The following is a 21512-nucleotide window of genomic DNA, read 5'->3' on the forward strand; positions in this document are numbered from 1 at the left end:
ACGGTCGAGGAGGCGGTGCTGGCGCTGTAGGCGTTGGCGGCGGTGCCGGTGGTGGAGAGCTGGGTCGAGAGCGCCTGGTTGGCGATCGACTTGGCCTGGCTGACCAGCTTCTGGATCGAGGTGATGCCCTGGTTGGCGGCCTGGATCGACTGGATGCCGTTGGAGATGCCGTCGAGGAGGGAGTTCAGGCTCGAGGAGCGTCCGTCGAGGGCCTGAGAGGTGAAGAAGTTGGTCGGGTTGTCGAGGGCGGAGTTGACGGTCTTGCCGGTCGCGAGCCGGTTCTGGGTGGTCGACATCAGCTGGGCGGTGTCCTGCAGCGAGAGCAGGTTCTGGCGCGTCGCGGCCGACAGGGTGATCGAAGACATGGATCGCTATCTTTCTGACTCAACGCGCCGCTTTTTCGGCGGGCTCATGGACAACGGCGCTCGAAATTGATCAAGCTCGACTCGGAAACAATGCAGAAATTAAATTACCGAAGTGAACAGAAATATAACGACGCGCGTTGCCGGCGACTATACTTTTCATGGGACTGAGACACGTCGAGTCGCCCAAGGGTTGATTCTGAAGTGACGTGCCGCGTCAGGAGAGGGCCGAGGGTTTCCACCGCCATGCGCAGCATCGAGCCCTTCTCGCGCTTGGCCCCATTGTAGCCCGCTCGTTCGCCGCTCTCGGGCGAGGAGCGCGAGGTCCGGCCGTCGAGCATGGTTGCGGTCGGCTCCGGCGCCCGACCCGCGGCGAGGTGCAGCACCGCGCGCGGATCCTCGGCCCGTTGCTCGAAGCAGCCACCTGATAATCAGCGCTGCGCCTGCCGATACACGGCAAACCGGGGCGGCAGGTCGTGCGGCCTCAGCCGCCACGGGCAGCCGCTCCTGACGACGTGGCGCAGCGCGCTGAACACCTCCCGCAACGCATGCTCGCGCTGACCGGCATCCTCGCGCGGCAGCGTCAGTTCGGGCGCGACCGGCGCCCGCTCCTCATCGGAAACGTCGGACTGATACGGCTCGCGGGCAGGGCTCATCCCCACCCACCCGAACATCAGCCCCAATCGGGACCCTAACAGCCTGAGAGCGCGTCTGAAGAGCAGAATGCACAATAGCCCCGCGCGGCGGTGCCGGCGGGGCAGAAGATGATGGTCTGGAAGAGCCGGAGCGGGTGCCGCATACCGCGGACTAGATTGCCAAGCCTGACGTGTTGGGTCCAGCAGTTGCCGGCACCAGCGGCTGAGCTATTCTCCCTCTTATGCGCACAGTGTTCGCTGTACTCAGTCTCGTCGCTGTCGGACCGGCCGCTGCTGCGGACGTCTACCTGTTCGACCTGCTGCGCCGACCCGGCGACAAGCGCGCCTACAACGCGATGCTGAGGAGTGGTCCTTCAGTGCCGAAGTGGGTGACGGCCTAGAGCCGCACGTCGAACGGACCGTCCCAACCTTCCAGAGAAGTAAAAGCGGACGGCGAAACCTACCTGCTCGCTGACGTGTGCAAGGTCCACGACTGCCTCGACCATAAACTTCAGGTGATATTCGCGCCGGGCGGGCGGCGCGCGTGGGGCCGGCTGTACGAGAATGGCCGCACCAGCTGGATAGGCAGCCCATCGCCGGCGCTCGGGAAGGCGGCCGATCGGATCGGATTCTGAGGCGGTCGCATATTCCACGTCGCCACGCCCCGATCGGCTCACCGGGCGGAGGGCCGCTTGTTCAGCCTCAGGCGCGCTCGGCCGTCTTCTGCACCAGTTCCAGGAGCCTGCGTCGATCCTCAGGATCACGGACCAGGTTGAAAGCGGCCAGCAACTCCGCGCACTCAGCGTCGCTGGCGACCGGGGCCACCGGAATGGCCGCGGCGGAAGCTCCCGCATCGACGGCGTTCGGTGGCCTGTAGAACGCAGAGGGCGGCACCTGCACCGCTTCCGCGATACGACTCAGGAGCCGTTCCGTCCTCTGTTGCCGAAGCGTCGGGACCCCGCAGTCCTCCTCATGGTGAAGGGCGCTGGGGGGCGGCGTCTTGCTGCTCATAGGCCTCCGTCTCGGCGTCCCGCACGCGCCGTGTACACTGTTATACCGTTTCAAATTCTATTTGAATGCGTGTGAAGCGCAACGGTTGTGCTAGCGCAAAGCTTGCCCTTTGTGGTTGTGTCGTGCGACAGGTCACATGGGTGTGAGCGAACAGCGAGAGCAGGTACGGCGTGCCGAAGCCCCGATCCCTTGGCGGTCAGACGTGTCCGAAGGCATTTCAGTCGGCGCTCGATGAACTCGACGTCATCGGCCAGTGGGAGTGGGACGCGGCGACGGACTGCGCGCGCTCGGACGCCTTCGTGGCGCTGCTCTTCAATGTCGACCCGCAGCAGGCGGAGGCGGGCGTTCCACTGACCCAATACGTCGAAGCCATACACCCCGAGGATCGGGTGCGGGTTCTCGATCTGATCCGGCGCAGCGCCAGCGAAGGTAGCACCTTCCTGACCGAGTACAGGGTCATCTCAGTCGACCACCAGACCCGCTGGGTTCTGGCGCGAGGCCGCTTCACCGCTGATCATCAAGGGCGACCGGTCGGCGGTGGCGGCATCCTCGTGGACATCACCTCACTGCGGATGAGCGAGGGCACTTTCGCGGAGGGCACGCGCCGCCCCGATGAAACCGCGCTCGACCGGGCCGCCGATCACGCCATCGCCGCACAGGAGGCGATTGTGGAGTTGCGAGATCCGGCTCTGAAAGCGCTGGCCGACGCGCTCTTGATATCGCTGGGCCGGAAGCTTGCGCAGCAAGAGGTGCAGGACCGGCGCCGGAAGATGAACTGATCGAGGGCGCTCTCGCCCCCTCACGACGCGGAAGCGCGCCCGACGTCACCAGCGTGTGAGCCGCGACGCGAGGCCGCTCATCGGCAAGATGGCCGGCGGCTACCACGCCATCTCCACTGACGGGTGAGCCGACGATCGATAGACTCGCGGCCGATGTACCGAATCTCGCCTGCAAGCCTCTGCCGGCTCCGCACGCTCGCTCAGACCGACGCCGCTTCTATCAGGTGAGCGGTTACCTGCGTGGCCTGTAGGTGGTCGGCTTGGTCGTCGCCACCGGGTCGACTAATCTTGAGAACGTCGAGTACAGCGTCACCGATACCGGTCGAGCCGAGTTCGAGGGGCGGCCCGGTCTATCCTCGTCCAGCTTGTACGGCCTCATGGATTTTCGCGCGACCGGTCCCCGGATCCGAAGCGCGTCCAGAAGGGTGGGCTTGCGAGGAACGCGACGACCGTGTCGAGCTGCCGGAGCCGGTCCTGATTGTCCGCTCAGGATCGCAATCGGATGTCGCGCTTTCGTCTCGAAGCGGATGTGCTGCCTCCGGTTCGATCCTGCTGATTGGACCGATGCGCGCTGGTTCCCCGCGCGGACAGAAGGGGAAGCGCTCCGATAGGTGTTGCTTCGACCAGACACCGGCGCATCATCTCATGCGGGAGGTGCCCCTATGGAATGCCTAGACTTCAATCCAGAATGCGACCGGTTATAAAGCGGGCAGGGCATCGTGACGCGTTATTCATTGTCGCGGATGCAGTCAGCGCAATAAGATCAAGCATCGTAATAAAACCGCTCGAAAATAGGCGATATAATATCCTCATAGATCTGGAGACTTTAAAATAGCGTCATGGCTTCGGATCTTCCTTTGTCCGCGTTCCGCATCTTCGAGGCAGCGGCGCGACGTCGCTCTTTCAAGGAGGCTGCCGGCGAGCTGAATCTCTCGGCCAGCGCCGTCAGCCACGCCATGAGCAAGCTCGAGGAGTCGCTCGGCGTGCCTCTTTTCGAGCGCGTCGGGCAGGGTATCGCGCCAACGACAGCGGGAGAGGCGCTCCTCGACCACGTCAGCCGGGCTTTCGCCGAGCTGCATCGCGGGCTCGACATGATCTCGACGCGCGGCTCGCAATTGCTGCGCCTGCATTGCGCCCCGAGCTTTGCCGCACAGTGGCTGACGCCCCGGCTGTCGGGTTTTCTGCGCGACCATCCTGGGATGGAGGTGCGACTGGCCGCAGGCATGGACTACGCGCGCTTCACCAACGACGAGTTCGATGCCGATATCGTCTACGGCCCCCCGCGCGGCGAGGGCTTGCTGCGCATGCCTCTCGGCGTTGAAACGGTGACGCCGCTCTGCGACCCGTCGCGAGCAGAGCAGATCAAGAAGCCGTCCGATCTGTTCCGGCATCCCTTGATCCAGAGTGACACGAAACTGGTGCGCTGGCCGCACTGGTTCGACAAGAACGGCCTCACGGCGCCGGCATCCGCAGCCCTGCGCTTCGACCGCAGCTTCCTGGCATTGACCGGAGCGGCCGACGGCCTCGGCGTCGCCCTGGAGTCGACACGTCTCGCGGAACGGGAAATGACGATCGGACGCCTCGTGGCGCCGCTTGCAGGTCGGTCAGTGGATATCCACTACACCGGTCACCATCTCGTCTTTCCGCCATCATCGCGACGGCGCGAACCTCTGAGGATCTTCGCGCGCTGGCTCGCTAGAGAACTGTCTGTATCGCCGAGCTCGGAGCTGGAATAGCGTTTAATGAATTTCATTCATGTTTGAATGCAATCTTCGCGTTTGTTCATTGCCTCTCGGGCAGCCATAAGGGCTTCAACGATAGGACGCGAGGAAACGGCTCGGACGCTGACGCCCGTCAGAGCGCGGCCGAAGAGGGTGAGCTGGCTTCATGCCAAGCTTTCTCCGCCTCCCATCGCAGAAGAAGCCGGGTTCGGCCGGTTTGCAGGGAGGGTCTACATGCTTCTCGAGAACAAGGTCTGCGTGATCACCGGGGCGGCCTCCGCCCGCGGCATCGGCAAGGCCACCGCGCGGCTCTTCGCGAAGCAGGGCGCCCGCGTCGTCATCCTCGACCTCGACGCCGGCCAGGCCGAGGCGGCCGCCCGCGACCTCGGTGACGGCCATCTCGGCCTCGCCTGCAACGTCACCGACCGGGGCGTATGCCAAGCCGCCGCCGATGAGACGATCGCCCGCCTCGGCTCGATCGACGTGCTGATCAACAACGCCGGCATCACCCAGCCGCTCAAGCTGATGGATGTGGGACCGGAGAACTACGACGCGGTCACCGACGTCAACCTGCGCGGCACGCTCTACATGAGCCAGGCCGTGGTCCCGCAGATGCGGCAGCAGAAATCCGGCTCGATCGTCTGCATGTCGTCGGTCTCGGCCCAGCGCGGCGGCGGCATCTTCGGCGGCCCACACTATTCCGCGGCGAAGGCCGGCGTCCTCGGCCTGCAGAAGGCCATGGCCCGCGAACTGGGGGCTGACAGCATCCGGGTCAATTCCGTCACTCCCGGTCTGATCCAGACCGACATCACCGGCGACAAGCTCACCCCCGAGCTCAAGGTCGAGATCGCCAAGGGCATCCCGCTCGGCCGCCTCGGCGTCGCCGACGACATCGCCAATGCCTGCCTGTTCCTGGCCTCCGACCTGTCCGCGTACATCACCGGCGCGGTGATCGACGTGAACGGCGGCATGCTGATCCACTGAGAGGGAGGACCTCATGTCAACCGAACGGCCCCACGAGGGTTCGAACATCTCGCTGGCCGACCGGGCCTACAATATCCGCCGCCACGCCCTGCTGATGGGCGAGGTCCAGGGCCAGGGCTACATCGCCCAGGCGCTCGGCATCTCCGATGTGCTGGCGGTGAGCTACTTCCACGCGATGACCTACCGTCCGGAGGATCCGGAATGGGAGGGCCGCGACCGCTTCTGCCTCTCCATCGGCCACTACGCCATCGCCCTCTACGCGGCGCTGATCGAGGCCGGGATCATCCCGGAGGACGAGCTGACGAGCTACGGCGGCGACGACAGCCGCCTGCCGATGTCCGGCATGGCCGCCTACACGCCCGGCATGGAGATCACCGGCGGGTCGCTCGGCCACGGGCTCGGGATCGCGGTCGGCATGGCGCTGGGCCTGAAGCGGAAGAACGCGAAGAGCTTCGTCTACAACCTGTTCTCCGACGGCGAGCTCGACGAGGGCTCGACCTGGGAGGCCGCCATGTCGGCCGGGTCGTTCAAGCTCGACAACCTGATCGGCATCGTCGACGTGAACGGCATGCAGGCAGACGGCCCCTCGCACGGGGTTCTCAACTTCGAGCCGCTGGCGCCGAAGTTCGAGGCGTTCAACTGGTTCGTTCAGCGGGTCGACGGCAACGACCTCGACGCGCTCGTGAAGGCCTTCGATGCCGCCCGGCACCATCCGGGTCCCGAACCCCGGGTGATCATCTGCGACACGAAGATGGCCAAGGGCGTGCCGTTCCTCGAGGAGCGCGAGCGCAACCACTTCCTGCGGGTCGAGCCGGCCGAGTGGACGCAGGCGCTGGAGATCCTGGACGAGGGGAGGGTGCAGTGAGACGCTCGAAATATGAGAGGCCCGCGCCGCGCGTCGGCGGCGGCGCCAAGACCTCGGCGATGATCGCCTCGCTGGCCGCCCCTGGGCAGCGCACGAAGCCCGCCCCGTTCGGCCACGCCCTCGTGGAACTCGCCAAGACCCGGCCCGACATCGTCGGCCTCTCGGCGGATCTGGCCAAGTACACGGACCTGCACATCTTCGCGCAGGCCCACCCTGACCGGTTCTACCAGATGGGGATGGCCGAGCAGCTCCTGATGAGCGCGGCCGCCGGCCTCGCCCGCGAGGGGTTCGTCTCGGTTGCCACCACCTACGCGGTGTTCGCGGCGCGGCGCGCCTACGACTTCATCTGCCTCGCGATCGCGGAGGAGAACCTCAACGTCAAGATCGCCTGCGCGCTGCCCGGCCTGACCACCGGCTACGGGCCCAGCCATCAGGCGACCGAGGATGTCGCGATCTTCCGCGGCATGCCGAACATGACGATCCTCGACCCGTGCGACGCGCACGAGATCGAGCAGATGGTCCCGGCGATGGTCGCCCACCAGGGCCCGGTCTACCTGCGGCTACTGCGCGGCAACGTCCCGCTGGTGCTCGACGAGTACGGCTACCGGTTCGAGTGGGGCAAGGCCAAGACGATCCGCGACGGCCGCGACGTGCTGGTGATCTCGTCGGGCCTGATGACGATGCGCGCCCTGGAGGTGGCCGAGGCCCTGCGCGAGGATCGGGTCGACGTGGCGGTGCTGCACGTGCCGACGATCAAGCCGCTCGACGCGGCGACGATCCTGGCCGAGGCCCGTCGCGGTGGGCGCCTCGTGGTCGTTGCCGAGAACCACTCGGTGGTCGGCGGCCTCGGCGAGGCGGTGGCGGGATTGTTGATGCGCGACGGTACCCTGCCGGAGCGCGGCTTCCGTCAAGTCGGCCTGCCGGACGAGTTCCTCGACGCCGGAGCGCTGCCGACCCTTCACGACCGCTACGGCATCTCGACCGAGGCGATGGCTCGAAGCATCCGCGGTTGGCTGTAGGCGCAGCCGTCGCTCGCGCCGACAAGCGACTGCTCACACCCATAACTGAGCTGAATTGAGATGATCGCGGATCTCCGCGTCCGCGATCATGATGTGCCGTAGAATGATTTATCTATTCATTCGGTCGCATCGCGCGCACCGAGCGATGATGCGCGCCTGAAAACAATTAACGACTTCAATAATCGATCAAAACAATAAGAACGCTCAGCAAAAGGGCGACCTGCGCGCATGGGCAGAGGCCGGCGATCTCAAAGACCGTAGCAGGCGGGATCGCGCCACCGAGCATCATCAGGGAGTGACATCGTGAGCACATTCAACATAAGCCGTCGGACACTTCTTGCCGGCGCCGCGGCTGTCCCGATCTTCGGCATCATCACGCGCCGGGGCGAGGCCGCCGAATTCGGCTACAAGCTCGCCACCGGCCAGGACCCGACCCATCCGGTCAACGTCCGGGCGCAGGAAGCGTGCGACCGGATCCGCGAGGCGACGAACGGGCGCGTCGACATCAAGTTGTTCCCGGCCAATCAACTCGGCTCGGACACCGACTTGCTGTCGCAGGTGCGGAACGGCTCGGTCGAGTTCTTCAACCTCTCACACTCGATCCTGTCGACCTTCGTGCCGGCGTCCAGCCTGCCCAACAGCGGCTTCGCCTTCAAGGATTACGATGCCGTCTGGAAGGCCATGGACGGGGCGCTCGGCGACTATGTCCGCGCCGAGATCGCCAAGACGCCGATCACGACCATCTGCAAGAGCTGGGACAACGGCTTCCGTCAGATCACCTCCTCGACTCGTGAGATCAGGACGCCCGAGGATCTGAAGGGCTTCAAGATTCGCGTGCCCCAAGCACCGATGTTGACCTCGCTCTTCAAGGCCCTCGACGCCGGGGCCGCGCCCATCAATTTCAACGAGCTGTACTCGGCGCTCCAAACCAAGGTCGTGGAGGGCGAAGAGAACCCGCTGCCGATCATCGCCACGACGCGCCTCTACGAGGTGCAGAAGTCCTGCAGCCTGACCGGCCACGTCTGGGACGGCTACTGGATCCTCGGAAACAAGCGCGCTTGGCAGAAGCTGCCCGAGGACCTGCGCGCGATCGTGACCAGGGAGTTCGACCGCTCGGGTCAGGATCAGCGTGCGGACGTGGCCAGGCTCAGCGACTCTCTGCGCACGACCCTGTCAGAGAAAGGGATCAGGTTCATCGATGTCGACCGCGAGCCTTTCCGTGCCGCTCTCGCCAAGACGAGTTTCTACAAGGACTGGAAGGCGAAGTTCGGTGAAGTCGGCTGGAGCCACCTCGAAGCCGTATCCGGCAAGCTCGGTTGAGGGTGGGGTGTCATGCACGTCGATATCGCCGCCGCCGCCTCTGTCGAGGCAACGCCCAGTCACGGCCTGCACGGGCCCTCGCTGAGCGGTCACCCATGGCTCGGGACCGCCGATCGGTTCCTCGGTCATCTCGTCGAGATCCCGGCCGCCCTGCTGGTGCTGGCCGAGATCGGGGTGCTGCTCGCCGGCGTCGTGAGCCGCTACGTCTTCCATGAGCCGCTCGTTTGGTCGGACGAACTCGCCGGCATCCTGTTCCTGTGGCTTGCCATGCTGGGCGCCGTGGTCGCCTTCCGCCGCGCCGAGCACATGCGCATGACGGCGATCGTCGCCATGACCGGACCCCGCACCCGCGCCTTTCTGGAAACAGTCGCGCTGGTGGCCGGCCTGATCTTCGTGAGCCTCGTCCTGCACCCGGCCTACGAGTTCGCGGCCGAGGAGATCTACGTCCAGACGCCGGCCCTCGATCTCAACAATGCGTGGCGCGCCGCTGCCTTGCCGATCGGCCTCGGCCTGATGCTGCTGGTCGCCGTCATCCGCCTCTTCGAAACGGCCGATTGGCGGATGACGGCCGGCGCGCTGGTGCTCGGCGTTGCGGTCGCGGGTGGGCTCGTCGCCCTCCAGCCTTGGCTGGCGGGGCTGGGCAACCTCAACCTCCTGCTGTTCTTCGTCCTCGGCGTCGGCGCGCTGGTCTTCTCCGGCGTGCCGATCGCCTTCGCGTTCGGCCTGTCGACCTTCGCCTACATCACGCTGACCACCAACGCGCCCTCCATGGTGGTGGTCGGTCGCATGGACGAGGGCATGAGCCACCTCATCCTCCTCGCCGTGCCGCTGTTCGTGTTCCTCGGCCTGCTGATCGAGATGACCGGCATGGCCAAGGCCATGGTCGGCTTCCTGGCCTCGCTGCTCGGACACGTCCGCGGCGGCCTGCACTACGTGCTGGTCGGGGCCATGTACCTCGTCTCGGGCATCTCCGGCTCCAAGGCCGCCGACATGGCCGCCGTCGCGCCCGTGCTGTTCCCCGAAATGAAGGCCCGCGGCGCGAAGGAGGGCGACCTCGTGGCCCTGCTCGCCACCACCGGCGCGCAGACCGAGACGATCCCGCCCTCGATCGTGCTGATCACCATCGGCTCGGTCACCGGCGTGTCGATCACCGCCCTGTTCACCGGCGGCCTGATGCCGGGCCTCGTGCTCGCCGCGACGCTGTGCGCGCTGGTCTGGTGGCGCTACCGCCGCGAGGACCTGAGCCACGTCGCCAGGCCGTCCGGCCGGGTCATCGGCCGCGCCTTCCTGGTGGCGATCCCGGCGCTGGCGCTACCCTTCGTGATCCGCTTCGCCGTGGTCGAGGGCATCGCCACTGCCACCGAGGTCTCGACCATCGGCATCGTCTACGCGGCGCTGGCCGGCCTGCTGATCTACCGCCAGTTCGAGTGGCGGCGGCTCTACCCGATGCTGGTGACCACCGCCGCCCTGTCCGGCGCGATCCTGCTGATCATCGGCGCGGCCACCGGGATGGCCTGGGCGCTCACCCAGTCGGGCTTCTCGGAGACGCTGGCCGTCGTGATGAAGGGCCTTCCGGGCGGTGCGCTCGGGTTCCTGTTCGTCTCGGCCTTCGCCTTCATCATCCTGGGGTCGGTGCTGGAGGGCATCCCGGCGATCGTGCTGTTCGGGCCGCTGCTGTTCCCGATCGCGCGGGCGGTGGGCGTGCATGAGGTGCACTATTCGATGGTGGTCATCCTCGCGATGGGCATCGGCCTGTTCGCCCCACCCTTCGGCGTCGGCTATTACGCCGCCTGCGCCATCAGCCGGATCAACCCAGACGCCGGGATGCGCCCGATCGTCGGCTACATCCTGGCCCTGCTGGTCGGGCTGCTCGCCATCATCCTCGTCCCCTGGTTCTCGATCGGGTTCCTCTGAGGCGATGCAACGCGATCCGGGGCGCGACTGCATTCACTGGGATGCAGCCGCTTCCTCGTCGGGGGACTGTCCGATCAGCGCATCCTGTGAGGTGCCGCCGACCCGCGAGGCCGCACGGCCCGACCGAAGAGGGCAGTGAGCGCGGCCTGTCGCTCATCGGTCGCCCAGGACAAGGCCACGTGCTGGATCGGATCGCCGCTTGCCCCCGCGATCGCGTGCGACTGCGCGGGCTCCTTCCAATGCACGCGCGTTCTGGCCCGGAAGATCGGAGCTGCAATGGCTTGCGGGCCGGCATCGATCGCCTGCCTGAACAGCCTCTACGGCGACAGCAGGGGCGGACCCGAGGCTCATCGCGCGGCGACGTCCGAGCATCCGGTCGAGCATCACCCAGCGTTCCGATCCGCTGGCCGCGATGACGCGGTAGAGGCCCCCGCCGTCACCGGCCCTCCAGCCCGTCACGGCCGTTCCGCGCGGCGCCTCGATTGACCGTCAGCTAGTACGGTCGCAGCCGCGCGGCGCCGTGACTGATTTGCGCCACGTGGCCGATACGGTTAGTCAGCCTTAACCGTGTCGTCTTTCCCTGCTCGATGGCGCGACGCGACCGGCGGGCGTTCAGGCGATGGCCTGTCGCAGCCGATGCTCACTTCGTCCGCGCGACACGCAGGACATTATTTACTATTCGCGGATTGCTTGTTGGCAATCTTGATTTGACAGCGCGCCACGTCCGGCGAACCAGAATGGTGATGAGACGGCGTCGATGCTTGATCTGACGGGCTATCGCCTGACCTACGACGACGAGTTCAACGCGCGCAGCATCTCGCAGAACGGCGTCGGGACGACCTACCGCGATATTCGCGCCGAGTGGCGGTACGACGCCAACTCCGACATCGGCTTCGGCCGGTCCTCGTTCCTCGATTCCGGGTCCGGTTACGATCCCTTCAGCGTCCAGAACGGTGTCCTGACGATCACGGCGGCGCCGCCCGGGACGAGCGCGTCCGGCTATCCGGGGAGCTGGCAGTCCGGGCTCATCAGCACGCAGGGCAACTTCTCGCAGACTTACGGCTACTTCGAGATCCGCGCGGATTTCTCCAACAATCCCGATGCCTGGGACGCCTTCTGGCTGCTGCCGAATCAGCAGAGCCCGCAGTCGAGCAGCGCCAACGGGCACCAGGAGCTCGACGTCGTCGAGCATTACGGAAACAACGACCGCGGCGTCTACAGCACGATCCACACGACCGACCCGCAGCCGCCCGGAACGACCTGGCAGCAGACCCGCCAAGTCTACAGCGAGATGCCCAATCCCAACGGGTATCACACCTACGGCATGAACTGGCAGGCCGATCGCATCAGCTTCTACGTGGACGGTCAGCTCGTCGGTTCGCAGGCGACGCCGTCCGACCTGCACAGCCCCATGTATCTGCTGGCCAACCTGGCCGTGCAGAGCACGGCGACGACGGGCACCCGCTTCAGCTCGAGCATCGACTATATCCGCGTCTACTCGAACAACCCCAACGCGGTCGCGGTGCCGCAGGACCGCGTGTCGTCGCCGGATGGCCGAGACCCGGGTCTGTACGGGGCGACGGCCGGTCTCCGGTCGGGCGCCGGCGCGGCCGGAGCGCAGCCGGGCGCGGCCGGGTCGAACTCCGGTTCGACGGCGCCTGCATCGGGCGCCAACGGGTCGAATGGATCTTCTCAATCGTCCTCGGGGACGGCTCAAGGGACCGCGGCGCCGGGAAACGCCCCGTGCTACTGCACCGGCACGTCCATCAGGACCGACCGCGGCGACGTCGCTGTCGAGCGGCTCGCGGTGGGCGACAGGGTCGTCACGGCCGCGGGCCTGCATCGGCCGATCCGGTGGATCGGTCGCCGCACCTATCCCGGATCGTCGGCCCCGCCGACCGAGCGGCCCGTGCGCATCCGGGCCGGCGCGCTCGACGACGGTGTCCCCGCCCGCGACCTGCTCGTCTCGCCGGACCACGCCGTTTGGCTGGACGGGCTGTTCGTCGCCGCCGGCCACCTCGTCAACGGAACCAGCATCACCCGCGGTGAGCGCGTGATTGATCTCACCTACTGGCATATCGAGCTCGACAGCCACGACCTGCTGCTGGCGGAGGGCGCGCCGGCCGAGAGCTTCCTGCCCGCTCCAGGCCTCCGGCGGCTCTTCGACGGCCGCGATCCGGACGACAGCGCGATCGGTCCGCAGGCCTACGCGCCGCGCACCGCGCTCGGTCCCCAGCTCGCCGCCCTGCGCAGGCGGCTGATCCGTCGGGCCGGCGCGACGTCGCGTCCGGGCGCCGTGCGGGCGTGGCTGGATCGCTGCGCGCTGCGCGCGGACGGCGCGCTGCGCGTGGCCGGCTGGGCCCACGACGCCGCGCAGCCCGACGCCCCCGTATGCCTGGACATCGTGGTCGACGGGACAATCGTGGCGGTGACGGTGGCGGCGGAGTACCGCGCCGACATCGCGGCGGCGGGCGTGGGCGACGGCCGGCACGGATTCGACCTCGGCGTCGAGGCGCCCCTCGCTCCCGGTGTGCCGCACGTGGTCGAGGTGCGCCGCTCGATCGACGAGGCGGTCATCTGCGCCATGGCCGCGGACGCGGCGGGCGTGTGGCGGCCCCTGCTGGCCGCCTGACGCGCCACCGCGGCGGGCGTCAGGCGCGCCGCATCAGGCTGGACGCGCGGAGGTCCGACGCACGCAGGTCCGACGCGCGGCCGCGCGCGGCCGGACCGTGCGACCCGGCCATGCGCGGCGGCTCGGCCTGCCGGATCTGGTCGAGCAGCAGCGGGCGCGCGAAGTAGTAGCCCTGGGCGCAGCGGATCTGCGTGGCGCCGAGCAGGTAGGCGACCTCCTCGAAGGTCTCGACGCCTTCGGCCACCACCGTCATGCCCAGCGCCGCACCGAGCGACTCGATCGCCTTCAGGACGATCTGGCTGCGCGGCCGCTTGTCGATGTCGGTGATGAACGAGCGATCGATCTTGAGCTCGTCCGCGGTGATGTCCGCCAGGGCCGCGAGGGACGAGTAGCCGACGCCGAAATCGTCGATCGAGACGCGCGCGCCGATCGCCCGGATCTTCGGCAGGACCTCGCGCTGGAAGCGGCCCGTCGTGAAGAAGGCCTCCTCGGTCAGTTCGAGCACGAAGCGCTCCGCGAGGCCGGTCTCGCCGAGCGCCGCGCAGAAGGCGGTCATGAACGGCACGTCGCAGGCCTGTTTGGCGGCGATGTTGAGGCTCACGGTGACGTCGGGTCCGAAAACCTCGTCGATGTCGGGCATCGCCCGCACCGTCTCGGCCAGGAGCTGCAGGGTGATCTCGTTGATCAGCCCGAGCTCGATGGCGAGGGCGATGAAGTCGCCGGGCGCCTGGATCATGCCGACCTCGTCGCGCCAGCGCAGGAGCACCTCGACGCCCGTGACCGCGTGGGAGCGCATGTCGACCTTGGGCTGGAAGGCGCAGCAGAAGCAGCGGTCGCGGATCGCCAGCCGGAGGCGCTGCTCCACGGCCATGCGGGCCGTGGCGGCCTGGCTCATCGCGTCGTCGAAGACGCTGACGCCGCCCTTCAGCTCGCCCTTCACCCGGTACATCGCGTTGTCGGCCTGCCGGGCGAGGGTCTCGTAGCTGTCGCCGTGCTCCGGGAAGAGGCTGACGCCGATGGAGGCGGAGGCGAAGATCTCGTGCCCGTCGATGAAGAACGGCTGCTTCAGGCGCTCCGAGATGGCGCGCACGGAGGCCAGCGCCGCGTCCCCGTCGGTGACGGGAGCGAGGAGCAGCACGAACTCGTCGCCGCCGATCCGCGCCAGGAGGTCGCTCGGGCGCAGCGCGCCGCCGATCCGGTCGGACACCTTGCGCAGCAGGGCATCGCCCGCGGCGTGGCTGTAGTAGTCGTTGATGTGCTTGAAGTTGTCGAGATCGATGAAGGCCAGGGCGAACCGGTCCCCCGGCGCGGACCCCGCCAGGACATCCGCGATGCTCTGCTCGAACATCGTCCGGTTGGGCAGGCCGGTCAGGGCGTCGATGAAGGCCTCGGTGATCAGCTCCCGCTGGATCCGGTGATGGTGCGTGACGTCGATCAGGGTCGTCAGCGTGAAACCGTCCCGGTCCTCGGCAACCGGCCGCGTCCGCACCTCGAGCATCCGGTCGTCGACTGCCTCGACGGTCCCGGCGTCCCGGGCGCCGGCCGCCGCGGCGGGAAGCGCCTGGACGGCCCTGTCCCCGAGGGCGCGCGCGGCGGCGTTGGCGAGGACGCAGTGACCCTGGCCGTCATGGACCACGACCCCGACGGGTAGCGCCTGGATGGCGGCCTCGAGCAGGGTTCGACGCTCCGAAAAAGCGGGCTCGCTCATGCCCCGCCCTGCTGCCACAGGGGCTTGGCAGCCTGGGCGCCGGCCTGGGTGCCGGTCTGGGCGCCGGTCTGGGCGCCGGTCTGAGCTTGGTCGCCGCCCTCCAGGGGGCGGCGGAGGAGGCGGCGATGCACCTGCTCGAGGGCGGCGCCGTGCGGGCTGTCCGAGCCCGCCTCGCGCCCGAGGCGCGCCGCCGCGGCCGGATCGCCGTCGTACCCGGCGACCTTGTTCATGGTGGCGCCGCGCCAGCGCTCGACGACGGCGCCGACGAAGGCCGCGCCGGCGACGGTCGCGTCGTCCTCGGCGGCCCTGCCGCTCGCGTCGTTGCGCGGGTGACGGGCCGACGGCAGCGGCCGGAAGGTCATCCGCGCCGGGATCGGGACGCCCTCGCCGAAGGCGATGACCTCGCCGGTGCCCAGCGACGGCACGAAGGTGAGGAGGTTGGCTGCGTCCGACACGGCCGCGGCCAGGAAGGCCTGGTCGCGCGCGTTGGTCATGCGCATGGCGAACAGGGTGCTGCATTGCGACATGATCGTCGCGTCGAGCTCGGCCGGGCGCTGGGTGACGAGCCCGAGATGGACGCCGTGCTTGCGGCCCTCTCGGGCGATCCGCGCCAGGGCGCGGCGCGTCGGCGTGAAGCCCACCGACCGGTCGGCCGAGGCGAAGCGGTGGGCCTCCTCGCAGACGAACAGCAGCGGGACGGCGCCCTCGCTCCAGATGCCGAACTCGAAGGCGAGGCGGCACAGCACGCACACGACGGCGTCGACGACCTCCATCGGCAGACCGGCGAGCTGCATGATCGTCATCGGCCGCCCGTCGGGATCGAGCCGGAACAGGTGCGCCAGAATCTCGCCCATCATGTCGCCGCCGACATTGGCGTTGTCGAACATGAAACCGTGCCGGGGATCGTTCCGGATCGCCTCGATCCGGGAGATCAGCCGGTGATAGTGCATCCGGGAGACGCGGTTCTCGAGCCGACCCATCCGCTCGTCGATGAGCGCGAGCAGATCCTGCAGCATGTAGGGGACCGGCGTGTCGACCGTGTAGCCGGCGCCCTTGCCGAAGGGCCGCTTCACGATCTGGCGGTCGCTCGCTTCCTTGTACTGCCCGTACTTGCTCTTCGCGAGGGGGATCACCTCGGCCAGGATCTCGATTTCCTCGTCCACGGCCGGCCTGCCGCCGTAGATGACGTCGGCGATCTCCTCGAGGTTGAACAGCCAGAACGGCAGCTTGAGGGTCCGCGGGCTGATGACGCTCGCGCGGTCGCCGAAGCTGGCGGCGTACTCGTTGTGCACGTCCAGCAGGAAGACGCGCACGGACGGTCGCGCCCGCATCACCTCGTCGAGGATGACGGTGACGCCGCTTGACTTCCCGACACCGGTCGCGCCGAGCACCGCGAAGTGCTTGGAGAGCAGGTCGTCGATCTTGATGCAGGCCGGGGTCTCGGGATCCTGGTAGAGCGCGCCCACGGCCGCCGTGCCGGTCGCCGAGACCTGATGGACGATCCGGAGGTCGGTGGCGGACAGGAGTTCCACATCGTCGCCGATCGCCGGGTAGCAGCTCACGCCGCGGCTGAAGCGGTGCGCGCCGTGCGCCGCGTGGATCTCGCCGAGCAGGTCGAGGCTCGCGTAGGCGCCCGGCCGGTGCCCGCGCTCGCTGCCCGAGGACAGCGTGGTGACGATGCCGACGAGGATCGCCTCTCCGGCACGGATCCGGACCAGATTGCCGACGGTGACGCGCACCCTGGGCCGGCCGCCCTGCACGATGAGTTCGAGATGGACCTTGGATCCCTCGATCGACGTCACCGCGCCAAGGGGCGACGCGGCATCGTCGTGCCGGACCGTTCCGTCGCCGCTCAGCATCGTTCGCACCCTGGTCAGAAACAGAATCGGCGCGATACTGGTCGGGCGTGATTAAAGTTCTGACAAAGAAATATGGCCAGCGAAACAATGCTTAACCGATGCCTTACGGTTCGTGAGCATCGTCAAGGTTGTATTTGATGGCCGCCGCGACGGTCGCGCGGGAGGACGCGGACCGGTCGGCGCATGATTCAGCGGGATCGTCTGCCATCGACATGCCGGCGCGGCGCGGAAACACCCGCGCACATACCACATGGAAGGTCGGGTCCGCCCCTGCCGGTTGCGGCCGCAGCCTACGCGACCTGACCGTCGCAGAAATGCTCGCGCATCCAGCACTCTCCGGAGATCCGCGCTCCGTTCTGCGTCACGAACGCGTAGGGCGAGTGCTCCACAACCGCGCCGCCGCGGCTGCGGATGATCCAGCGAAAACACCGCGGATCGTCCAGGCACGGGACGATCTCGACGGTATGAGAGCGCGTGATTTCGGTCGTCATGACCGGTAAACGCTCGAGCTCGGGACTCCGCTCCACGGATCGTGTGTGGAAGGTTACCGAGCGGTGTGGGCGCGCACGCCAGTTGGACCTGTCCGTCAGGTTCCGTGGCCGGAACCTTCCCCACCGCGGCCCGGTTCGGGCCGAGCCCTCCGTCCGGGCGCGACCCGGCTCCGCGCGACAAGGATGCTGCATGCCGATCAAGGCCCTCAACGACCGCAAGAAGCTGTCGAACGACTTCAACGAGGCCAACGACGCCTTCATCGACGAGGTGCTGAGCGCGCTCCAGGGCGGCCGGATTCCGGTCGATCTCGCCCGCGCCTACCTCGCGCATCCGGTCGCGATGATGCACACGGACGGGGCGCAGGCCGTCGCCAATTACTTCGAGCGCATGCTGGCCCAGCGCCCGAACATCGACTGGACGCCGGGCGCCTGAGCGCGGCGAGGCACCCCGACGAGAAGGAGCGCGGATGACCGCCGACGAGATCGAGGATCTGAACCGGGCGCGCGCCGCCCTGGCCCGCCAGCGGAACGCCATCGCGCGGCGCCTGGGCGGCCTCGACCTGGCGCCGATCTCCATGGCCGAGGACCTGACCCGGACCCTGCTCGCCATCGAGGCCGTGGACCGTGCCCTGGTCGACGCGGGCCAGCCGCATATCGACATCGGCCACCGGCCGGACGCCTAGGGATTGCGAAGCGCTCGGTCGCGCCCGAGTCTTCGCGCCCGAGTCTTGCGCCGCACTCCCAGGCGTGCGTACAGGCTCGGGTGCTCTGAGGAGACCCGACGATGTCCGACCGCATGCCCGGCTTCAATACGCTGGCGATCCACGCGGGCGCCGCCCCCGACGCGGCCACCGGCGCGCGGGCGACGCCGATCTACCAGACCACCAGCTTCGTGTTCGACGACGTCGACCACGCCGCGTCGCTGTTCGGGCTCCAGGCCTTCGGCAACATCTACACGCGGATCACCAATCCGACGAACGCTGTCCTCGAGGAGCGCATCGCCGCGCTCGAAGGTGGGACCGCAGCTTTGGCGGTGGCCTCCGGCCACGCGGCCGAGTTCCTGACCATGCACGCCCTGATGCAGCCGGGCGACGAGTTCGTGGCGTCCAACAAGCTCTACGGCGGCTCGATCAACCAGTTCAACCACTCGTACAAGAACTTCGGCTGGTCGGTGGCCTGGGCCGACAGCGACGACCCCGCCTCGTTCGAGGCGGCGATCACGCCGCGCACCAAGGCGATCTTCTGCGAATCGATCGCCAATCCCGGCGGCGTCATCACCGACCTGGCGGCGCTGTCGCAGATCGCCAAGAAGCACAACATCCCGCTCGTCGTCGACAACACCATGGCGACGCCGTACCTGATCCGGCCGTTCGAGCACGGCGCCGACATCGTGGTGCACTCGGCGACCAAGTTCCTCGGCGGCCACGGCAACTCGATCGGCGGCCTGATCGTCGACGGCGGCTCGTTCCAGTGGGCCGGCGACGCGCGCTACCCGATGATGAGCCAGCCGCGGCCGGAATATTCCGGCATGGTTCTGGCCGAGACTTTCGGCAATTTCGGCTTCGCCATCGCCTGCCGGGTGCTTGGCCTGCGCGATCTCGGACCGGCGCTGTCGCCGTTCAACGCCTTCCTGATCCTGAACGGGATCGAGACGCTGCCGCTGCGCATGCAGCGCCACTCCGACAACGCGCTGACGGTGGCCAAGCACCTGTCGACGCATCCGGCGGTGTCGTGGGTCAGCTATCCCGGCTTGGAGACCGACCGGTACCATCAGCTCGCCCGGCGCTACACGCCGAACGGCGCGGGGGCCGTCTTCACCTTCGGGCTCAAGGGCGGCTACGACGCGGGCGTCAAGCTGGTGTCGAGCCTGCAGCTGTTCTCGCACCTCGCCAATATCGGCGACACGCGCTCCCTGATCATTCACCCGGCCTCGACGACCCACCGCCAGCTCACCGACGCGCAGAAGACCGCCGCGGGCGCGGGACCCGACGTGGTGCGGCTGTCGATCGGCCTGGAGGATCCGGCCGACCTGATCGAGGATCTGGACGCGGCGCTCGGTGCGTGAGCCCGGCGACATCGCGAGCGCGGTGAAGCGACCCTGGATTGCTTCGCTCCGCTCGCAAGGACGGCGGTGCTTCCAGCGATCTGACCAGAAGCCGCCGGCTGGCGCGAGGCGCACAGCCGGCGGGCTGCTCAGAACGCCTCCGCCTCCAGCGCCATGGTGCTCTCGGCCCCGGCCTTGATCCGGTTAAGGCGCAGGGCGGTCTCCGGCAGCATCCGCTCCATGAAGAACCGGCCGCTCGTGAGCTTCGACTCCCAGCGGGGGGAGGGGGCCTCGGCGTGCTTGGCCTGGGCGGCCTTTGCGATCTTCGCCCACATGTAGCCGAGGGCCACGAGGCCGAAGAGGTGCATGAAGTCGGTCGCGCCGGCGCCGGCATTGTCGGGCTTGCTGAACGCGTTCTGCATCAGCCACATCACGGCGCCCTGGAGGTCGTTCAGCCCGGCCTGGAGCGGCTTGGTGAACGGCGCCATGGCGGGATCCTCGCCGTGGTCCTTCAGGAAGGTCTGGACATCGCCCAGGAACGTCATCATCGCCCGGCCGCCGTCCTTCGGCAGCTTGCGGCCGATCAGGTCCATGGCCTGGATGCCGTTGGCGCCCTCGTAGATCATGGCGATGCGGGCATCGCGCACGAACTGCGACATGCCCCATTCCTCGATGTAGCCGTGGCCGCCGAGGAGCTGCTGGGCCTCGACCGCGTTGGCGAAGCCGCGGTCGGTGAACACGCCCTTCACCACCGGGGTCATCAGGCCGAGATGGTCGTCGGCGGCCTGCCGCTCCTTGGCATCCTCGGAGCGGTGCAGGATGTCGGCCTGGAGCGCGGTCCAGAGCATGAGGGCCCGGGCCGCCTCGTTGAAGGCGCGGATCTGCATCAGCGTGCGGCGCACGTCCGGATGGACGATGATCGGGTCGGCGGCCTTCTCGGGCGCCTTGGCGCCGGTCAGGGCGCGGCCCTGGAGCCGGTCCTTCGCGTAGGCGGCGGCGTTCTGGTAGGCGACCTCGGATTGCCCAAGGCCCTGGACGCCGACCGCGAGCCGCGCCTCGTTCATCATCACGAACATGGCGTTGAGGCCGCGATTCTCCTGGCCCACGAGCCAGCCCGTAGCCCCGTCGTAGTTCATCACGCAGGTGGCGTTGCCGTGGATGCCCATCTTGTGCTCGAGGGAGCCGCAGGACACGCCGTTGCGCGCCCCGAGGGACCCGTCGTCGTTCACCAGGAATTTCGGCACCACGAACAGCGAGATGCCCTTTGTGCCGGCGGGCGCGCCCTCGATCCGCGCGATGACGAGGTGCACGATGTTCTCGGCGAGGTCGTGCTCGCCGGCCGAGATGAAGATCTTGGTGCCGGTGATGCTGTAGGAGCCGTCGCCGTTCGGCACGGCCTTGGTCTTGAGAAGCCCGAGATCCGTGCCGCAATGCGGCTCGGTCAGGTTCATGGTCCCGGTCCAGGCGCCCTCGACCATCTTGGGCAGGTACAGCGCCTTCTGCTCCTCCGAGCCGTGGACCAGCAGCGCCGCCATCGCGCCCTGCGTCAGGCCGGGATACATGCCGAAGGCGAGGTTCGCGCCCGAGGCGAATTCCTGGATCGCCGTGTTCAGGGTGTGCGGCAGGCCCTGGCCGCCATAGGCCTCCGGCACCGACAGGCCCATCCAGCCGCCGCTGGCGTAAGTGTCGTAGGCGGCCTTGAAGCCGGTCGGCGTGCGCACCGTCCCGTCGGCCTCGCGGCGGCAGCCCTCGACGTCGCCCGTGCGGTTGAGCGGGGCGAGCACCTCCTCGGCGAGCTTCGCCCCCTCGCGCAGGACGGCCTCGACCACGTCGGGCGAGGCGTCGGCGAAGCCCGCCAGGTTGTCCCGGGCATGGAAGCCGAGGACCTCGGTGAGCAAGAACAGCGTATCCTCGACCGGAGCGCGATACTGCGGCATCTCTGGCTTCCCCCGTCTGGTGCGGGCCTCTCGGAACGGCCCGCCGCGTTGGCCGCATGTAAACGCCGCGCCGCTCCCGGAGCAACGGCTCCGCCCGCCCGGAGCGCGACAGGCGCGGCCGTTCCTCAGCAGCCGCGTGGTCGCGGCCATTACCGGGCCCATCAAACCTTAACTTCGTGTTTACCAAGAAAGTTAATGGTCACGCTCGAACGATCCGACGCGTGCGTCCGT

The 21512-nt window shown here is 67.9% G+C and carries 16 protein-coding genes and 2 pseudogenes; 11 read left to right on the top strand and 7 right to left on the bottom strand.

The window, feature by feature from the left end:
• The 3 genes and pseudogenes from BMY19_RS03415 to BMY19_RS03430 all read right to left on the bottom strand — a co-directional run.
• Positions 1–365, bottom strand: a pseudogene (locus BMY19_RS03415) (flagellar protein); the annotation flags it as partial.
• Between the two features lie 200 nt (positions 366–565).
• Positions 566–1018, bottom strand: a pseudogene (locus BMY19_RS03420) (transposase); the annotation flags it as partial.
• A gap of 681 nt (positions 1019–1699) precedes the next feature.
• Positions 1700–2008: a hypothetical protein gene (locus BMY19_RS03430; protein WP_091924196.1), complete on the bottom strand. Its 309-nt coding sequence runs from the start codon at positions 2006–2008 to the stop codon at positions 1700–1702.
• Positions 2009–2178: 170 nt separating this feature from the next.
• Between BMY19_RS03430 and BMY19_RS03435 the strand changes: the two genes are divergently transcribed.
• The 8 genes from BMY19_RS03435 to BMY19_RS03470 all read left to right on the top strand — a co-directional run bounded on the left by BMY19_RS03435 (position 2179) and on the right by BMY19_RS03470 (position 13242).
• A complete protein-coding gene (locus BMY19_RS03435) occupies positions 2179–2787 on the top strand; it encodes a PAS domain-containing protein (protein WP_100250859.1) in 609 nt (202 codons plus the stop codon).
• An 839-nt stretch (positions 2788–3626) separates the two neighbouring features.
• The gene (locus tag BMY19_RS03440) at positions 3627–4523 is read left to right on the top strand and encodes a LysR substrate-binding domain-containing protein (protein WP_091924202.1); all 897 of its coding nucleotides are present in this window, start codon (positions 3627–3629) and stop codon (positions 4521–4523) included.
• A 219-nt stretch (positions 4524–4742) separates the two neighbouring features.
• Positions 4743–5492, top strand: coding sequence for an SDR family NAD(P)-dependent oxidoreductase (locus tag BMY19_RS03445; RefSeq protein WP_100250860.1), 750 nt, complete (start codon positions 4743–4745; stop codon positions 5490–5492).
• A gap of 13 nt (positions 5493–5505) precedes the next feature.
• Entirely contained in the window at positions 5506–6357 is an 852-nt protein-coding gene (locus tag BMY19_RS03450; protein WP_056522141.1) for a transketolase, read from the top strand.
• Positions 6354–7376: a transketolase family protein gene (locus BMY19_RS03455; protein WP_091678179.1), complete on the top strand. Its 1023-nt coding sequence runs from the start codon at positions 6354–6356 to the stop codon at positions 7374–7376. Before BMY19_RS03450 ends, BMY19_RS03455 begins: the two co-directional genes overlap by 4 nt.
• Positions 7377–7679: 303 nt before the next feature.
• A complete protein-coding gene (locus BMY19_RS03460) occupies positions 7680–8696 on the top strand; it encodes a TRAP transporter substrate-binding protein (protein WP_100250861.1) in 1017 nt (338 codons plus the stop codon).
• Positions 8697–8708: 12 nt separating this feature from the next.
• On the top strand, positions 8709–10610 hold the full coding sequence (locus tag BMY19_RS03465) for a TRAP transporter large permease (RefSeq protein WP_100250862.1): 1902 nt from the start codon (positions 8709–8711) through the stop codon (positions 10608–10610).
• Positions 10611–11367: 757 nt separating this feature from the next.
• Entirely contained in the window at positions 11368–13242 is a 1875-nt protein-coding gene (locus BMY19_RS03470; RefSeq protein WP_020091363.1) for a Hint domain-containing protein, read from the top strand.
• Between the two features lie 19 nt (positions 13243–13261).
• On the opposite strand, the gene BMY19_RS03475 is transcribed toward BMY19_RS03470, so the two are convergent.
• The 3 genes from BMY19_RS03475 to BMY19_RS03485 all read right to left on the bottom strand — a co-directional run bounded on the left by BMY19_RS03475 (position 13262) and on the right by BMY19_RS03485 (position 17300).
• Positions 13262–14950 (bottom strand): putative bifunctional diguanylate cyclase/phosphodiesterase, encoded by a 1689-nt coding sequence (locus tag BMY19_RS03475; RefSeq protein ID WP_100250863.1) that lies wholly within the window; start codon positions 14948–14950, stop codon positions 13262–13264.
• Positions 14947–16809, bottom strand: coding sequence for an ATP-binding protein (locus BMY19_RS03480; protein WP_100250864.1), 1863 nt, complete (start codon positions 16807–16809; stop codon positions 14947–14949). Before BMY19_RS03480 ends, BMY19_RS03475 begins: the two co-directional genes overlap by 4 nt.
• A gap of 290 nt (positions 16810–17099) precedes the next feature.
• Positions 17100–17300 carry a hypothetical protein gene (locus tag BMY19_RS03485; RefSeq protein WP_100251110.1) on the bottom strand — a complete coding sequence of 67 codons (201 nt, stop codon included), beginning with the start codon at positions 17298–17300 and terminating at the stop codon, positions 17100–17102.
• Between the two features lie 190 nt (positions 17301–17490).
• On the opposite strand from BMY19_RS03485, the gene BMY19_RS03490 reads away from it, so the two are divergent.
• From BMY19_RS03490 to BMY19_RS03500, 3 genes are all read left to right on the top strand, one after another.
• Complete coding sequence (locus tag BMY19_RS03490; RefSeq protein WP_020091367.1) at positions 17491–17733, top strand: hypothetical protein; 243 nt, start codon at positions 17491–17493, stop codon at positions 17731–17733.
• 34 nt (positions 17734–17767) lie between these two features.
• Positions 17768–17983 carry a hypothetical protein gene (locus tag BMY19_RS03495; protein ID WP_056522126.1) on the top strand — a complete coding sequence of 72 codons (216 nt, stop codon included), beginning with the start codon at positions 17768–17770 and terminating at the stop codon, positions 17981–17983.
• Positions 17984–18084: 101 nt separating this feature from the next.
• On the top strand, positions 18085–19365 hold the full coding sequence (locus tag BMY19_RS03500; protein WP_100250865.1) for an O-acetylhomoserine aminocarboxypropyltransferase: 1281 nt from the start codon (positions 18085–18087) through the stop codon (positions 19363–19365).
• 128 nt (positions 19366–19493) lie between these two features.
• Here the strand turns inward: BMY19_RS03500 and BMY19_RS03505 are convergent, their stop codons facing one another.
• Positions 19494–21281 carry an acyl-CoA dehydrogenase C-terminal domain-containing protein gene (locus BMY19_RS03505; protein ID WP_100250866.1) on the bottom strand — a complete coding sequence of 596 codons (1788 nt, stop codon included), beginning with the start codon at positions 21279–21281 and terminating at the stop codon, positions 19494–19496.
• Positions 21282–21512: the final 231 nt, after the last annotated feature.

The organism is Methylobacterium sp. UNC300MFChir4.1, from assembly GCF_900110155.1.
Lineage (GTDB): Bacteria > Pseudomonadota > Alphaproteobacteria > Rhizobiales > Beijerinckiaceae > Methylobacterium.

Coding starts and splice junctions, on each gene's coding strand:
- BMY19_RS03500 (WP_100250865.1), top strand. CDS start 18,085: ATGTCCGACCGCATGCCCGGCTTCAATACGCTGGCGATCCACGCGGGC.
- BMY19_RS03495 (WP_056522126.1), top strand. CDS start 17,768: ATGACCGCCGACGAGATCGAGGATCTGAACCGGGCGCGCGCCGCCCTG.
- BMY19_RS03450 (WP_056522141.1), top strand. CDS start 5,506: ATGTCAACCGAACGGCCCCACGAGGGTTCGAACATCTCGCTGGCCGAC.
- BMY19_RS03465 (WP_100250862.1), top strand. CDS start 8,709: ATGCACGTCGATATCGCCGCCGCCGCCTCTGTCGAGGCAACGCCCAGT.
- BMY19_RS03440 (WP_091924202.1), top strand. CDS start 3,627: ATGGCTTCGGATCTTCCTTTGTCCGCGTTCCGCATCTTCGAGGCAGCG.
- BMY19_RS03485 (WP_100251110.1), bottom strand. CDS start 17,300: ATGACGACCGAAATCACGCGCTCTCATACCGTCGAGATCGTCCCGTGC.
- BMY19_RS03505 (WP_100250866.1), bottom strand. CDS start 21,281: ATGCCGCAGTATCGCGCTCCGGTCGAGGATACGCTGTTCTTGCTCACC.
- BMY19_RS03470 (WP_020091363.1), top strand. CDS start 11,368: ATGCTTGATCTGACGGGCTATCGCCTGACCTACGACGACGAGTTCAAC.
- BMY19_RS03475 (WP_100250863.1), bottom strand. CDS start 14,950: ATGAGCGAGCCCGCTTTTTCGGAGCGTCGAACCCTGCTCGAGGCCGCC.
- BMY19_RS03490 (WP_020091367.1), top strand. CDS start 17,491: ATGCCGATCAAGGCCCTCAACGACCGCAAGAAGCTGTCGAACGACTTC.
- BMY19_RS03430 (WP_091924196.1), bottom strand. CDS start 2,008: ATGAGCAGCAAGACGCCGCCCCCCAGCGCCCTTCACCATGAGGAGGAC.
- BMY19_RS03445 (WP_100250860.1), top strand. CDS start 4,743: ATGCTTCTCGAGAACAAGGTCTGCGTGATCACCGGGGCGGCCTCCGCC.
- BMY19_RS03480 (WP_100250864.1), bottom strand. CDS start 16,809: ATGCTGAGCGGCGACGGAACGGTCCGGCACGACGATGCCGCGTCGCCC.